The 13,293-nt window shown below is 65.9% G+C and carries 14 protein-coding genes and 1 pseudogene; 4 read left to right on the forward strand and 11 right to left on the reverse strand.

The annotated features are described in order from the left end of the window. A pseudogene (locus Q322_RS0113535) lies at positions 1 to 248 on the reverse strand (transposase); the annotation flags it as partial. 42 nt (positions 249 to 290) lie between these two features. Between Q322_RS0113535 and Q322_RS23425 the strand changes: the two are divergent. Continuing rightward, entirely contained in the window at positions 291 to 716 is a 426-nt protein-coding gene (locus Q322_RS23425; protein ID WP_156953050.1) for a hypothetical protein, read from the forward strand. Between the two features lie 77 nt (positions 717 to 793). On the opposite strand, the gene Q322_RS0113540 is transcribed toward Q322_RS23425, so the two are convergent. Further along, on the reverse strand, positions 794 to 1,798 hold the full coding sequence (locus Q322_RS0113540; protein WP_029478446.1) for an MDR family oxidoreductase: 1,005 nt from the start codon (positions 1,796 to 1,798) through the stop codon (positions 794 to 796). Between the two features lie 337 nt (positions 1,799 to 2,135). Here Q322_RS0113540 and Q322_RS0113545 point away from each other — a divergent pair, with 337 nt between their 5' ends. After that, positions 2,136 to 3,482 (forward strand): hemolysin family protein, encoded by a 1,347-nt coding sequence (locus tag Q322_RS0113545; RefSeq protein WP_029478447.1) that lies wholly within the window; start codon positions 2,136 to 2,138, stop codon positions 3,480 to 3,482. Next, on the forward strand, positions 3,469 to 3,924 hold the full coding sequence (gene cdd, locus Q322_RS0113550; protein WP_029478448.1) for a cytidine deaminase: 456 nt from the start codon (positions 3,469 to 3,471) through the stop codon (positions 3,922 to 3,924). Before Q322_RS0113545 ends, cdd begins: the two co-directional genes overlap by 14 nt. 60 nt (positions 3,925 to 3,984) lie before the next feature. Here cdd and mnhG read toward each other — a convergent pair whose 3' ends face one another. From mnhG to mbhE, 7 genes are all read right to left on the reverse strand, one after another. Next, complete coding sequence (gene mnhG, locus Q322_RS0113555) at positions 3,985 to 4,356, reverse strand: monovalent cation/H(+) antiporter subunit G (RefSeq protein WP_029478449.1); 372 nt, start codon at positions 4,354 to 4,356, stop codon at positions 3,985 to 3,987. Positions 4,357 to 4,420: 64 nt separating this feature from the next. Further along, positions 4,421 to 4,681 (reverse strand): MrpF/PhaF family protein, encoded by a 261-nt coding sequence (locus Q322_RS0113560; protein ID WP_029478450.1) that lies wholly within the window; start codon positions 4,679 to 4,681, stop codon positions 4,421 to 4,423. Next, positions 4,678 to 5,187 carry a Na+/H+ antiporter subunit E gene (locus Q322_RS0113565; RefSeq protein WP_051668577.1) on the reverse strand — a complete coding sequence of 170 codons (510 nt, stop codon included), beginning with the start codon at positions 5,185 to 5,187 and terminating at the stop codon, positions 4,678 to 4,680. Before Q322_RS0113565 ends, Q322_RS0113560 begins: the two co-directional genes overlap by 4 nt. Before the next feature lie 175 nt (positions 5,188 to 5,362). After that, entirely contained in the window at positions 5,363 to 6,931 is a 1,569-nt protein-coding gene (locus tag Q322_RS0113570) for a proton-conducting transporter transmembrane domain-containing protein (RefSeq protein WP_245593258.1), read from the reverse strand. Then, entirely contained in the window at positions 6,928 to 7,392 is a 465-nt protein-coding gene (locus Q322_RS0113575; RefSeq protein WP_051668579.1) for a Na+/H+ antiporter subunit C, read from the reverse strand. The genes Q322_RS0113570 and Q322_RS0113575 overlap by 4 nt, the downstream gene beginning before the upstream one ends. A gap of 91 nt (positions 7,393 to 7,483) precedes the next feature. Further along, a complete protein-coding gene (locus Q322_RS0113580; RefSeq protein ID WP_034418614.1) occupies positions 7,484 to 7,987 on the reverse strand; it encodes an MnhB domain-containing protein in 504 nt (167 codons plus the stop codon). Further along, the gene (mbhE, locus tag Q322_RS0113585) at positions 7,984 to 10,347 is read right to left on the reverse strand and encodes a hydrogen gas-evolving membrane-bound hydrogenase subunit E (RefSeq protein WP_051668581.1); all 2,364 of its coding nucleotides are present in this window, start codon (positions 10,345 to 10,347) and stop codon (positions 7,984 to 7,986) included. The genes Q322_RS0113580 and mbhE overlap by 4 nt, the downstream gene beginning before the upstream one ends. A 527-nt stretch (positions 10,348 to 10,874) precedes the next feature. Between mbhE and Q322_RS0113590 the strand changes: the two genes are divergently transcribed. Then, a complete protein-coding gene (locus Q322_RS0113590; protein ID WP_029478456.1) occupies positions 10,875 to 11,975 on the forward strand; it encodes a 3-deoxy-7-phosphoheptulonate synthase in 1,101 nt (366 codons plus the stop codon). A gap of 146 nt (positions 11,976 to 12,121) precedes the next feature. On the opposite strand, the gene mglA is transcribed toward Q322_RS0113590, so the two are convergent. Continuing rightward, on the reverse strand, positions 12,122 to 12,712 hold the full coding sequence (gene mglA, locus Q322_RS0113595) for a GTPase MglA (protein WP_029478457.1): 591 nt from the start codon (positions 12,710 to 12,712) through the stop codon (positions 12,122 to 12,124). Between the two features lie 25 nt (positions 12,713 to 12,737). Beyond that, positions 12,738 to 13,163, reverse strand: a complete 426-nt coding sequence (locus Q322_RS0113600) for a roadblock/LC7 domain-containing protein (RefSeq protein ID WP_084147995.1) — start codon at positions 13,161 to 13,163, stop codon at positions 12,738 to 12,740. Positions 13,164 to 13,293 lie beyond the last annotated feature (130 nt).

Raw genomic sequence — 13,293 nt, forward strand, 5'->3', positions numbered from 1 at the left:
GTGGGGTCTATGGCTGGATTCTCCAGCCACCGACGAACGCGGCGTTCGCTGCTTTGCGCGAACGTGGCACGGGAGTGGATGTAGGGGAGCCAGGCGGGGATGGAGCTGCACTGGGAGAGCAGCAGTCCGGTGACCATCCAGGCCAGTGTGTGGGCGTTGCGGACGTCATTCCACAATCCACTCTGGAGGTGGGCGAGGACGGCTTGATAAAGTCGGGGCGCGTCCCCGGTGGCATTTTCGGTTGTCACAGGTAGAAAGTGTCCCCTACCGGGGACGCTTTCTCATACTTTGTGTCAGGCCGTCAGGTATTAGGCTTTTTTTTCGTCGCTTTGATTCGCCCAGACCAAGCCAAATCGATGGAATCAGCATCGAATGAATCGAAAAATAGTTCGACTTTAGCAGCAATCACATTTGTAAGTGAGATGATTGTCGATCCCGAGGGAACAGGAGGTCAATGTTTAGCTAGCTCGATGGGTAAATCGTGTATATGGGAGAGCAAAAGATATTTCGACAGCGCCGAAATGTCCTTACTCAACGATGGAAAATACACTGTAATTCTAGGAAATCCCGTGTTCGACCTGATAGAACTTGGCATAGATAGCGGCCCTGGTTCTAAAAAGCATCTTATTGCCACTGGCCCACTACAGGGAAATTTTGCTCAGGCTCCAATGATAAATACAGGACATCAGATTAACATCATTTCTCCCAATCACTAAACTGACGCATTCAAATTAAAAAAGACCTATCGTTTGATATACGGAGAGAATAGTGTATCGAGTTTGAAACTTTTTCCTCAGCCGTTCACGTCGATCACGGTCCGCCCGCGTACCTGCCCGGCCAGAATCTGCGGGGCCAGCGCAGGCACCTCGGACAGGCCGCGCGTCTGGGTCACGCTGGCCAGTCTGGAGGCGGGCAGATCGCAGGCCAGGCGCGTCCAGGCAGCCTCGCGGCGGGGCTGCGGGCAGGTCACGCTATCGATCCCCAGCAGCGAGACGCCGCGCAGGATCAGCGGGAAGACGGTGGTGTGCAGCTCGATTCCGCTGGCGATGCCGCAGACCGCCAGCGCGCCATGCGTGCGGGTAGACGCGTACGCGCCCGCCAGCGTTTCGCCGCCCACGCAGTCCACCACCCCGGCCCAGCGTTCCTTTTCCAGCGGACGCTTCATGCCGGGCAGCTCGGCGCGCCCGATGACGCTGGACGCTCCCAGCTCACGCAGGTACGCCTCCTCCTCGGTGCGTCCGGTGCTGGCCGTGACCGCAAATCCGGCGGCGCTCAGCAGGGCGATGGCGGTGCTGCCCACGCCGCCCGCCGCGCCCGTGACCAGCACCTCGCCGTCACCAGGCCGCACGCCCGCGTCCTCCAAGGCCATGACCGCCAGCATGGCCGTGAAGCCCGCCGTGCCCACGCTCATGGCCCACTCCGCGTCGGTGCCTGCGGGCTGAGGCACCAGCCAGCCGGGATTGGCGCGGGCGTGCGTGGCGTAGCCGCCGTCCTGGCGCTCGCCGATGCCCCAGCCGGTCAGGATCACCCCGTCGCCGGGCTGGTGGGTGCCGCTGCTGTCGTCCAGCACGGTCCCCGCCAGATCGATGCCGGGGGTCATCGGCAACCGGCGCAGGATGCCCTTTCCGGTGACGGCCAGCCCGTCTTTATAGTTCAGGCTGGAGTGCGAGACCTCGATCAAGACCTCGCCTTCTGGCAGTTCGGAGAGGGACAGGGTCTGGAATTCGGCGCGGCTGCTATCGCCGTCCTGAATGACCCGTAAAGCGCGGAAAGTATCGGGCAGGGTGGGGGTGGACATGGGGAAGACCTCCGGTGGGGTGGAAGGGAGAGGGTGGGATGCAGGAGTGCAGGCTAGCGCGTGGGCGAAGGTGTGGCGGGGGCGGTGGTCTGCATCAGGAATTGCCCAAGCCTTTGGCCCGCCGCCAGTGTGTTACACTTTTCGCTGCTATGGAGCCTCCCAGTTTCGGCTCTTCCCCAGTGCCCGGTGAACCCCGCCCCAGGGCGGCGTTTTTGCTGTGGACAAGCATAGAGATTGATGCACGACACCGGTCACCGACGCCCTTCTGCATTCAGCGGGAGGCGGGCAGCATGTGCCATGCGGAGAGCCGGGGCGCGGTTACGGAGCGCGCCCATACATGAATGACATTCTCGGATTAATCGCGCTGGTCGGCCTGGTACTCATGAACGGTTTTTTTGTGGCGGCGGAATTCTCGCTGGTCAGCGTGCGCCGCACCCGCATCGATCATCTGGCCGAGGAGGGCAGCGCCGCCGCCAAGGCCACCCAGGGCGCGCTGAAGAATCTGGACCTGTACATCGCCGCCACGCAGCTCGGGATCACCATGGCCAGCCTGGCGATCGGGTTCGTGGCCGAGCCGGCCATCGAGCATCTGGTCTCGCCGCTGCTGGCGGGGACAGCACTCACGGAGGGCCAGATCCGGGGCATTTCCTTTGGCCTGGCCTTTGCCATCAGCACCATCTTGCACATCGTGTTCGGCGAACTTGCGCCCAAGAGCTGGGCCTTGCAGCGCAGCGAGCAGGTGGCGATGACGGTCACGCGCCCGCTGCTGGTCTTCACGGCCATTTTCAGGTGGGCCATCATTTTGCTGAATGCGATGGGCAACGGCGTGGTGCGCCTTTTTGGGCTGCGCGGCGTGGCCGGGCATCACGCTGCGTATTCCGAGGAAGAAATCCGCATGATCGTGGGCGCGTCCAGTCAGGAAGGCGTGCTGGAGGACAGCGAAAAGGAGCTGGTCTACAACGTCTTCGATCTGTCCGACACCACCGTGCGTGAGATCATGACGCCGCGCGTGGACATGATCGTGGTAGACGGGGCCTCGCCGCTGCGCCGCATGCTGGACCTGAACGCCGAACACAGTTACTCGCGCGTGCCGGTGTACCAGGACACCGCCGACAACATCGTGGGCATCGCCCACAGCAGCGACGTGCTGCGCCACCTGGACGCGCTGGACAGCATGACCATCTCCGATGTGATGAGAAAGGTCTTCTTCGTTCCAGAGGGCATGAAGATCAAGGACCTGCTGACCAAGATGCGCGAGAAGAAGTCGCACCTGAGCGTGGTGGTGGACGAATTCGGCGGCACGGCGGGCCTGGTCACGCTGGAAGACGCCCTGGAAGAGATCGTGGGCGAGATCTACGACGAGACCGACGAGGAGGAGTTGCCGCTGTTCGTGCTGGTGGGCGAGGGCGTTTACCTGATCGACGGCGGCATGATCGTTCACGACGTTGAGGACATCCTGGGCAGCAACCTGGAGGACGGCGAGGGCGAGTTCGATACCCTGGGCGGCTTCATGACCAATCAATTTGGCGACATTCCCGAGGTCGGCTATACCTTTGTTCACGGGGGCTGGGCCTTTACTGTCGAGGAGGCCGACGAGCGCCGGGTCAGCCGCGTGCGGGCCGAGCGCGCCGCCGACCCCGGTCCCCTGGCCCTGCCGGAAGAGGCGAGCGATGGCAGAGACTGATTTGAGCGCCAACGCCCTGGGCCTCACGCCGGACGCAGAGTTGCTGGCCGCCGCCAGAGTCGCCTTTGCCCAGGCTTACGCCCCCTACAGCAAATTCCATGTCGGGGCGGCCCTGCGGACGCCAGACGGTCAGGTGTTCAGCGGCGCGAACGTGGAGAACGCCAGCTACGGCTTGGGCCGCTGCGCCGAGCAGTCGGCGGTGCAGGCGATGGCGACGGCGGGGGCGCGGACCTTCACGGACCTGGTGGTGTATGCCGAGTCCACCCCGCCCGCCAGCCCATGCGGCGCGTGCCGTCAGGTCCTGTACGAATTTGCGCCGGATGCCCGCGTGGTCTGCGTGAACGCCGAGGGCGAGGTCCTGAGCGGTCTGGTGCGCGACTTTCTGCCGCACGGCTTTCGGCTGGAGGAGCGCGACGACGGGCATGGGGTGGGGACGGAGTAGGGCCAAATACCGATTGTCCAGACAGTCCTCTCCCCAGCGGAGGGGGCTTTTTCTGACCCTCTACCCGCCCCCCGTTTCCTCCAGCCGCTCATCCAGCAGCGCGGCCTTGCCCAGCGCGTTCCACTCGTCCGGCCCTTCCAGCAAAGGCTTCAGCCCGCGAAGATAGGCGGCCTGGGCGATCAGATAGGCGCTCAGGGGCGTGGTCAGGAACTGAAAGAGCAGCACCGCCGCCAGCCGGGACAGCGCCTCGGTCTGGGCAAATTCCAGCCCCACGCCGATGAAGATGCCCGCCGATCCCAGCGTGATCAGCTTGCTGCTGGCGTGCAGCCGCGAGTACAGATCGGGAAAGCGCACCAGCCCGATGGCCGCCGTCAGCACGAAAAAGGCCCCCAGCAGAATGGGAATGTCGCGGACGGCGTTGAAGTCGTTCATGGCTGGCCCCCCCGCCGGGCCTGAGCCTTCAGACCTTCAGACCTCTTGACCTTCGGACCTCTCCTCACCGCATCACCCGGCCCAGCAGCAGGTAGCGCGTCAGGGCCACGGTACTGAGAAAGCCCAGCAAACTCAGGACCAGGGCGGCGTCCAGCATCACGATCAGTTTTGTTTTGACGGCGATCAAAGCGATCAGCACCACCAGATTGACGCTCAGGAAGTCAAAGGCCATGATCCGGTCGCCCCAACTGGGGCCGCGCAGCACGCGCACCGTGACCAGCAGAACCGACAGCGTGACGATGCCCAGGGCCAGGTTGATGATCATGCGGTGTCCTCCAGTGGGCCAGATTGAACAGCACCCTGACCGTATAGCGGCAGCAGGGCGTCCTCCACTTTTTTCAGGCTGGCGCGGGCCTCAGGGACGGTGCCCAGGCCGATGGTGTGGGCATACAGCACGGTGCGTTCGGGGTTGAACCCCATCGCCACCGAGCCGGGCATCAGCGTGATGGTGGCGGCCAGCACCGTCTGGGCGTTGTCACCGCGCAGGCGCAGGGGGTAAGCGATGATCATGGGATGCAGCGGCGGGTGCGGAAGCAAGGCCCACAGCGCCACCTGAACGTTTGCCACCGTTAATTCACGGACGAAAAACAGGCCGAAGCGGACCAGCGCCAGGGTGCGCCGCACATAGCCTCCCGTTCCCAGCGACAGCGGAAAGATGCTCAGGATGGCAAAGCCCAGCAGCACGCCAATCGCCAGCTCTCTCAGGCTGAACTCGCCCACGAACAGCGTCCACACGATGGCGAGCAGGATGTTGAGGGACAGGCCCCTCATGGACGGGGCCTCTGAAGGTCTGAGGCAAGAAGGTCAGAGAGGCTGAGGGGCCTGAAGTTGTTCACCGCTTTTCTCCCCGCAAGGGAGGGCCGGGGAGGGGAGGCCACCAGGCAGGCTCCAACCCCAAACACGTTGCCAGGGCCATTCAGCTCTCGGCCATTCACCCTGAACCCCCTCACGGCCCGTCCTCCGGTTCCTGCACGTCGTCGCCCTTGGGGCGGGCGGGGAGATTCAGCGGTCCCTCGCCCATCACCCCCAGGATGTAATAGCCGTTGCTGCCCAGCTCGTCGGCGGTGGCGCGGGCGTACCCCAGCAGCGGCCCGGCAAAGACCGCCAGCGCCACCACCAGCGCCGAGGCCAGGTAGGCGGGCAGGCGTTCGGGCCAGCGCACGCGGCGCACCGGCTCGCCCTGCGGGTGACGGCCCCAGAAAAAGCTGCTCCAGACCCGCAGCAGCGCGTACAGCGTGATAAAACTGCTGATCAGGGCGCTGGCGGTGGCAATTCCGGCCAGCACGGTGCCGCCCTCCAGCCCGGCGCGGATCAGGGCGTATTTGGCGACGAAGCCCGCGCTGGGGGGCAGACCCGCCACCGTCAGGGCGCACAGCAGGAAACAGGCGGCCAGCAGCGGCAGGAACTCGATAAAGCCGCGCGCCCGCACCAGCCGCATTCCGCTGGCGCGCTCAGCCACGGCGGCAATTAAAAACATCGCCAAGGTCACCACGACGCTGACCGCCAGATACGCCAGGCTGCCCCGCAGCGCGTCCGGCGAATCCAGGCCCAGCCCAAAGGCCAGGTAACCCACCGAACCCACCACCGTGAACGACAGGATGCGCCGCCACTCGCGCTGGCTGAGCGCGCCCAGTGCGCCGTACAGCATGGTCACGGCCCCCAGCACCAGCAGCAGCGTGTCGGGCAGTTGCGGGTCCTGGCCAAAGACGGTGGTGAACACGCGGATCAGGGCGTACAGCCCCACCTTGGTCAGCACCGCCGCAAAAAATGCGCCCGTGGCGTGCGGCACCGCCGGATAGGTGCCGGGCAGCCAGAAACCCAGCGGAAACAGCGCGCCCTTGGCGGCGAACACGATCAGCAGCAGCACACCCACGGCGGTGACGGTGGTGTTTGGTCCCAGCGCGGCGCTGCGCTGCGCCAGATGCGCGAAATTCAGCGTGCCCAGCGTGCCATAGGCCAGCCCGCAGGCCACCACCAGCAGCGCCGAGGCCGACAGGTTCATGACGATGTAGCGGAAGCCCTCGCGCAGTTGCTCGCGGGTGGACCCCAGCACCGCCAGGGCGTAGCTGGCCACCAGCATCACCTCAAAGGCCACGAACAGGTTGAACAGATCGCCGGTCAAAAAGGAGAGTTGCACGCCCGCGAACAGAAACGAGGTCAGCGCGAACGAGTGATGCCGCTCGCGCACCGGGTCCGGCTGCGCGGCCATCAGCCAGACGGTGAACACGCCGCACAGCGCGGCCAGCGCGCTCATGAACGATCCCAGGCGGTCGGCGGCCATCACGATGCCGAACGGCGCTTTCCAGCCGCCCAGCTCGCTGACCAGCACACCGCCCAGGGTTGCGTTCATCAGCAGCAGCGCAAAGATCAGGGTCAGCAGCGCCGAGGCCAGGGCCAGCCCCACCCGCCACCCCCGCCGCAGCGGCAGCAGCAGCAGCAATCCCAGCCCCAGCGGCGTCAGGATCGGCGCGAGGGGCAGGGCGGAGGTGATGACCTCGCCCACTTCAGGATTCACCGGGTGATCCTCCGCAGGCGCTCAAGCTCGGCCATCTGGATGTCAGTCTCATCGGCGTCTTCCGCTTCCGGCATATCCGGGCTGAGGTGTTCGGGATCGGCGTGCTGGCCGTCCGGGGCGTCGGGATCGCGGGCCAGATTGTCGCCGAAGGCCGCCACGTCGTCATGCCCGGCCACCTGATAGGCCCGCAGCGCCACCGTCAACAGCAGCGCGGTGGTCCCAAAACCGATCACGATGGCGGTCAGCACCAGCGCCTGCGGCAGCGGGTCCACGTACGGCCCCTCCAGCGTTAGCAGGGGCGGCGACTCCTGCCGCAGCCCGGCCACGGTCAGGATGGCCAGGTTGACCCCGTAGGCGATAAAGGCCAGCCCCAGCACCACCCGAATAATGGTTCGTGACAGCAGCAAAAAGACGCCCGCCGCCACGAGGAGGCCGATCAGCACGGCGAAGAGGGTTTCCATTACTTGGTCTCCAGAGGTCTGTGCGAAAAGTCCCAGCAACCTGTCCGGGTTATGGCCTGTCTGGAGGCTAATAATCTCAAGTTCTTAAGCCTCACCTGTCCCCCTCCACCAGTTCCGTCGGCTCAACTTCAATCAGGGCGTAGGCCAGAGACAACCCCGCACCCACCACCACCAGATACACGCCCAGATCGAACAGCAGGGCGGTGGCCCACTCGAATTCACCGGTCAGCGCGGTGGTAATGTACCCGTAATCGGACTTGAGGAAGGAGCGGCCCAGCAGGTACGGGACCAGGCCGGTGGTCAACGAGAGGGCCAGGCCCCAGGGAATGAACTTCACGGGGTCCAAACGCAGGGCGCTGTCGCCGTTGGCGATGCGGTGCAGGATCAGCGCGCCCACCGTCATCAGGCCCGCGATGAAGCCGCCGCCGGGAGCATTGTGGCCGCGCCACAGCAACAGCAGCGCGAACAGCATCACCAACGCGAAGGCCGCCCGGCTGATGGTTTTAAGGATCGGATCGTTGATCAGCAGGTCACCCGGCTGGGGCCGATCCGCAACCGCCTTCACCGCCCTCTTCGCGGCGCGTCTGGGACTCATGACCGCCTCTGCTGAAGATCCAGCGTCTGAAGGTCCGGTGTTCCCGGCACGGTGTCGGTCTCACTGCGGGCCTGTCCCCGGCGGCCCAGCCTGACCAGGCTGCCCACCGCCAGCGCCACCATGCCCACCACCATGATCTCGCCCAGGGTATCGAAGCCCCGGAAATCCACCAGAATCACGTTGACCACGTTCTTGCCGCCGCCGCCCTTGTAGGCGTTTTCCAGGTAATACGGCGAGATCGGCGGCGACAGAAAGCGCAGGCTGGCCAGGATCAGCAGCGTGGTCCCGATGCCCGCCGCCCCGGCCAGCCCCACGTCGATCACCCGCCGCACCCGGCTGCGCGGCAGGCTGCGGAAGCCCGGCAAGTAACGGAAGACCAGCAGGAACAGGATCACGGTAATAGCCTCGATCAGCAGTTGCGTGAGCGCCAGATCGGGGGCGCGCATGGTCAGGAAGGCGGCGGCGCTGCCGAAGCCGGTCAGGCCGGTCAGAATGACGGCAGTCAGGCGGTTGCGCGACAGCAGCACGCCCAGCGCCCCCGCCACCAGCAGCACGGCGATGGGCAGCGTGCTCAGCGGCAGCGGCTCCAGCGGCTGGAACACCTGCGGCGCGCGCCACACCGCGTAGCCGCCCATCACCCCGGCAGCGGCCAGCGTGATGCGGAGCTGGTCCGGCAGCGCCAGCCCCTGCGTCCCGGCGATCACGCGCGAGGCCAGGGTATTCAGGCCGTCCAGCACCCCCCGGTAGATCCGGTTGGAGCTGATCGGCAATTCCAGATGCACCTGAAGGAAATACACCCGCGCCGCCTGCCACACCAGCAGCGCCGCCAGCCCCCAGGTCAGCAGGGTCAGCAGCAGCGCGGGCGTCACGCCGTGCCACAGATACAGGTGTCCCCCGTGGCCCGCAAAGTCCAGCGCCGCCCCGGCCCGGCGGGTCAGCCACTCGGCGCTGGCGGGCAGAAGGCCGAACAGCAGCGCGGCCCCGGCCAGCAGTGCGGGCGGCAGCAGCAGGCCAGGGCCAGCCTCGTGAATCTGGGGCTTCAAAAGCTGTCCGCCGTCGTCTTCCGGGGCCTGGAAGTCACCGAAGAAAATGCCGATCAGCCGCGCGCAGTAGGCCAGCGTCAGGGCGCTGCCGATCACGGCCACGGCGATAAATCCGGGGCCAGCGTGCAACATCGCCTCGTAGAACAGCTCCTTGGAGATAAAGCCCCCCAGCGGCGGCAGCCCGGCCATGCTCAGGGTGGCGAGCAGGGCCACCGCAAAGGTCAGCGGCAACTTGCGCCGCAGCCCCGATAGCCGGAACGTTTCGCGCGTCCCCATCTCGTGGTCGATGATGCCCACCACGAAGAACAGCGCCGCCTTGAAGGCCGCGTGATTGAGCAGATGGGCGGTGGCGGCAAAGCGGCCCTCCGCATCGGCCAGCCCGTACAGCGCCATCAGCAGGCCCAGTTGCGACACGGTGGAATAGGCCAGCAGCGCCTTGAGGTCCGTCTGTTTCAGCGCCCGCCACGATCCCCAGAACATCGTCGCCAGGCCCAGCGGCACGATGACGCCGCCCCACAGCGCGCTCGTGCCAAAGATCAGCCCAAATTTTGCCACCAGCACCACCCCTGCCTTGACCATCGTGGCCGAGTGCAGGAAGGCCGAGACGGGCGTGGGCGCTTCCATCGCGGTGGGCAGCCACAGGTGGAAGGGCAGTTGCGCGCTCTTGGTAAACGCCGCCAGCAGCGTGAGCAGCAGCGCCGGAACGAACAGCGGCGAGGCCCGCACCGCGTCTAAATCCAGCCCTGAAAGGCTGGTGCTGTCCCCGGCGATGGAGAGCAGCGCCACCGCCGCCAGCAGCCCCAGCCCGCCCAGGGCGCTGACCAGAAACGCCTTGATGGCCCCGTCGCGCGCCTCGCTGCGGGTGTGCCACAACCCGATCAGCAAAAAACTGGTCACGCTGGTCATCTCCCAGAAGGCGAACAGGGCGATCATGTTGTCGCTGAGGACCAGGCCCAGCATCGAGCCGCCGAACAGCAGCAGAAACGGGTAGAAGCGCCCGAAGCGTTCGCGCTCCGACAGGTAGGCCACCGAGTACAGCGTGGCCAGCGCCCCGATCACGCCAATGAGGACCGCGAACAGCAGCGAGAAGCCGTCGCCCCGGAAGGCAAATTCCAGCCCCAGCTCCGGCACCCAATTCGTGACCTGTACCAGCGGGGTGCCGCCGACTCCCACACTGTTTCCGGCCAGCGGCACGGCCAGGAGCAGCGCGGGCGCAAAGCCCAGGGCGGCCAGGTATCCGGTGCGGCGGCCCAGCGGACGGGCCAGCAGCGCGCACACGGCAGCCATGAGCAGGGGCAGCAGGACGGCGAGGGTCACAGGTGAGCTTGAGCGGTGAAAAGGAAGGCCATCATGCGCCTTCCATCAAATCACACTCGCGCGAATGAAGCATGGCCGAGGGTTACACCGGGGCGGGGTGAGGCGCGGTGGGGTTGTGGAGTTGCCCGTCTCTTTTAACCTCCTCGCCTAGCCGCTTGGAGGGGTGGCTCCCACGGTTAAACCCCTTCCCTCCTCCAGCGACCTCCTCTTGGAAGGGAGGCAAGAGGGGTGGGACGGCCAGCAGCGCTTTACCGACTCCCTTTGGGGGGAGTTGACTGGCTTGCAAAGCTTCGGAGGAGAGGGGTTCGCCTTTCACCGGGCACTTTCCAGCCCCGCCTAGACCACCCGCCCGCAACTTCTCCCCTCCCCCTTTACACTTGCCCCCATGCACTCCAGCGCCGCGTTTTTTTATGGGTTCCGTTTTCACCGGGCCTAGATTCGCGCTGTTCTCACCTTCTTACCGCCCGGTAGACGCCCCAAGAGGCCACCGGGCGGCGTTTTTTGTCCGCCCCCAAAGGAGAACCGCCATGACACAGTCCACCGAAGTTGAACTCTCCAGTCCCGAAACGCAGACGCCCGCGCCCAGTCGCACCGAGAATCTGAATGTGTCCAGCTACACACCGCTGCCCACGCCGCGCGAACTCAAGACGGCGCTGCCGCTGAGCGGGGGGGCCGAGCGCACCGTGCTGGCGGGCCGTCAGGCGGCGCAGGCCATTTTGCGCGGTGAGGACAGCCGCCTGCTGGTGGTGGTGGGGCCGTGCAGCGTCCACGACTCTGGCGCGGCGCTGGAGTACGCCCGCCGTCTGGCCGCGTTGCGGGAGCGGGTGGCCGGAACGCTGGAAGTCCAGATGCGCGTTTACGTGGACAAGCCGCGCACGACGGTGGGCTGGCGCGGCTTTCTGATGGACCCCGACATGACCGGTGCAAACGACGTGGGCCGGGGCCTGGCCCTGACCCGCCGCCTGATGCTGGAGGTGGGCGAGCTGGGCCTGCCGGTGGCCACCGAGCTACTGGACCCCTTCGCGCCGCAGTACCTGTTCGACGCCGTGGCCTGGGCCTGCCTGGGGGCGCGCACCACCGAATCCCAGACCCACCGGGTCATGGCGAGTGCCGTGAGCGCCCCGATGGGGTTCAAGAACGGCACGGGGGGCGGCCTCAAGCTGGCGGTGGACGCGATGGTGGCCGCCGCGCACCCACACGTCTTTTTTACCGTGGACGACGACGGGCAAGCGTGCATCGTGCAGACGCAGGGCAACCCCTCCGGCCACCTGATCCTGCGCGGGGGCCGCAACGGACCGAACTACGCCCCGCAATTCGTCAGAGAAGGCGCGGACCTGATGGCGGCGGCGGGCCTGGCAGAAGCGGTGATGGTGGACTGCTCTCACGCCAACAGCGGCAGCGACTACCGCCGTCAGGGCCTGATCTGGCGCGACGTGGTGCAGCAGCGCCTGGGCGGCCAGAACGCCATCCGGGGCCTGATGCTGGAAAGCAATCTGGAAGCCGGCAAGCAAAGCGTCCCCGCCGATCCCGCAGACCTGAAACGCGGCGTCAGCGTCACCGATGCCTGCGTGGGCTGGAATGAGACCGAGGCGCTGCTGCTGGAGGCAGACGCGGCGCTGCGGGGCTGAAGGAGGGTTAAGCTGGAAGGCGAACCCCCCCAGTCTGCTTTGCCGCCAGCTCCCCCAAGGGGCGGAGGGGTTAAGCAGTACTGACAACGCCAGAACCAGGAATCCGGGGAGCATGTCCACATCTCCGGCTCTGGTTCATTCCTGGTTTACTTCGGCTGTGGCAGCCGTTCCAGCACCAGACGGCTGACCGTTTTCAGGGTTTCGAACACGCCCACACCTTTGTCAGACGTCGCCTCGAACAGTTGCAGCTCGCCCCTAGGATCGATCACCGCGCGGATCATGCTGGTGGGCAGGGCGTCGGGCAAGTCGCGTTTGTTGACCTGCAAGACGACCGGCACCTCGCGCACATTGATGCCATGTTCGGCCAGGTTCTCGCGCAGGTTGCGCATGCTCTCGGCGTTGGCGCGCAGGCGGCCCGGCGCGCTGTCGGCCACGAAGACAATGCCGTCCACGCCGCGCAGGATCAGCTTGCGGCTGGCGTTGTAAAAGACCTGGCCCGGTACGGTGTACAGGTGAAAACGGGTCTTGAAGCCCTGCACACTGCCCAGGTCCAGCGGCAGAAAATCGAAGAACAGGGTGCGCTCGTCCTCGGTGGCCAGCGAAACCATCTCGCCGCGCAGGTGGCCGGGAACCTTGGCAAAGACCTGCTTGAGATTGGTGGTTTTGCCGCTCATGCCAGGGCCGTAGTACACGATCTTGCAGTTGATTTCACGGGCGGCGAAGTTGATGGTGCTCATGCGCTGGTGCCTCCTGTGGGCAGATTCAGGGGAGGGGAAGGAAAGGCTCAGCCGGGCGGGGGGCCTCACCCGGCAGATCGTCAGGCCGGGCCGTGGCCACCGCGCCGAGGCCGCCGCCGGGCTGAACTTCAGGAACGGCCCTGAGTTTGTCCAGAATGGTGGCCAGCAGCGCCACCATCTGCCTGGCCTGGACCTTGACCTGGCCCAGCGGCACGCTGGCGTCGAAGATCAGCGCCAGCAGCGCACAGTCGCCCACCGATTCCACGGACCGGGTGCCGTTCTCGCCCTGGTGAACATGTTCGCTGAGGATGTCCAGCGCGGGCGGGCGGGGTGCCCACAGCGCGGCTTTATGAGACAGCGCGAAGCCCTGGCGGTCCACCAATAGCTCCCGAATGTGCGCGTCAACGCGGGCGCAGGCGTCCCCGTGCGGCGCGAATGAGGGTCCGGTCATGGGTGCAGTATGAACAGAGGGCAGCACAGGAACCTGACGCCGCTCACCTGACGGCGCTGGGGACGGCCTGCGAACATGCGCCATCGGCCTGCGCTCCCGGGCACCCGGTCACGCGCCCAGACGCTAGACT

Source organism: Deinococcus frigens DSM 12807, assembly GCF_000701425.1.
GTDB lineage: Bacteria > Deinococcota > Deinococci > Deinococcales > Deinococcaceae > Deinococcus > Deinococcus frigens.

Excerpts from the sequence above, each read along its gene's own strand:
- mglA (WP_029478457.1), bottom strand. The coding sequence starts at position 12,712 with ATGAGCACCATCAACTTCGCCGCCCGTGAAATCAACTGCAAGATCGTG.
- mnhG (WP_029478449.1), bottom strand. The coding sequence starts at position 4,356 with ATGAACGACTTCAACGCCGTCCGCGACATTCCCATTCTGCTGGGGGCC.
- Q322_RS0113545 (WP_029478447.1), top strand. The coding sequence starts at position 2,136 with ATGAATGACATTCTCGGATTAATCGCGCTGGTCGGCCTGGTACTCATG.
- Q322_RS0113575 (WP_051668579.1), bottom strand. The coding sequence starts at position 7,392 with ATGGAAACCCTCTTCGCCGTGCTGATCGGCCTCCTCGTGGCGGCGGGC.
- Q322_RS0113560 (WP_029478450.1), bottom strand. The coding sequence starts at position 4,681 with ATGATCATCAACCTGGCCCTGGGCATCGTCACGCTGTCGGTTCTGCTG.
- Q322_RS0113600 (WP_084147995.1), bottom strand. The coding sequence starts at position 13,163 with ATGACCGGACCCTCATTCGCGCCGCACGGGGACGCCTGCGCCCGCGTT.
- Q322_RS0113565 (WP_051668577.1), bottom strand. The coding sequence starts at position 5,187 with ATGAGGGGCCTGTCCCTCAACATCCTGCTCGCCATCGTGTGGACGCTG.
- Q322_RS0113540 (WP_029478446.1), bottom strand. The coding sequence starts at position 1,798 with ATGTCCACCCCCACCCTGCCCGATACTTTCCGCGCTTTACGGGTCATT.
- cdd (WP_029478448.1), top strand. The coding sequence starts at position 3,469 with ATGGCAGAGACTGATTTGAGCGCCAACGCCCTGGGCCTCACGCCGGAC.
- Q322_RS0113580 (WP_034418614.1), bottom strand. The coding sequence starts at position 7,987 with ATGAGTCCCAGACGCGCCGCGAAGAGGGCGGTGAAGGCGGTTGCGGAT.
- Q322_RS0113590 (WP_029478456.1), top strand. The coding sequence starts at position 10,875 with ATGACACAGTCCACCGAAGTTGAACTCTCCAGTCCCGAAACGCAGACG.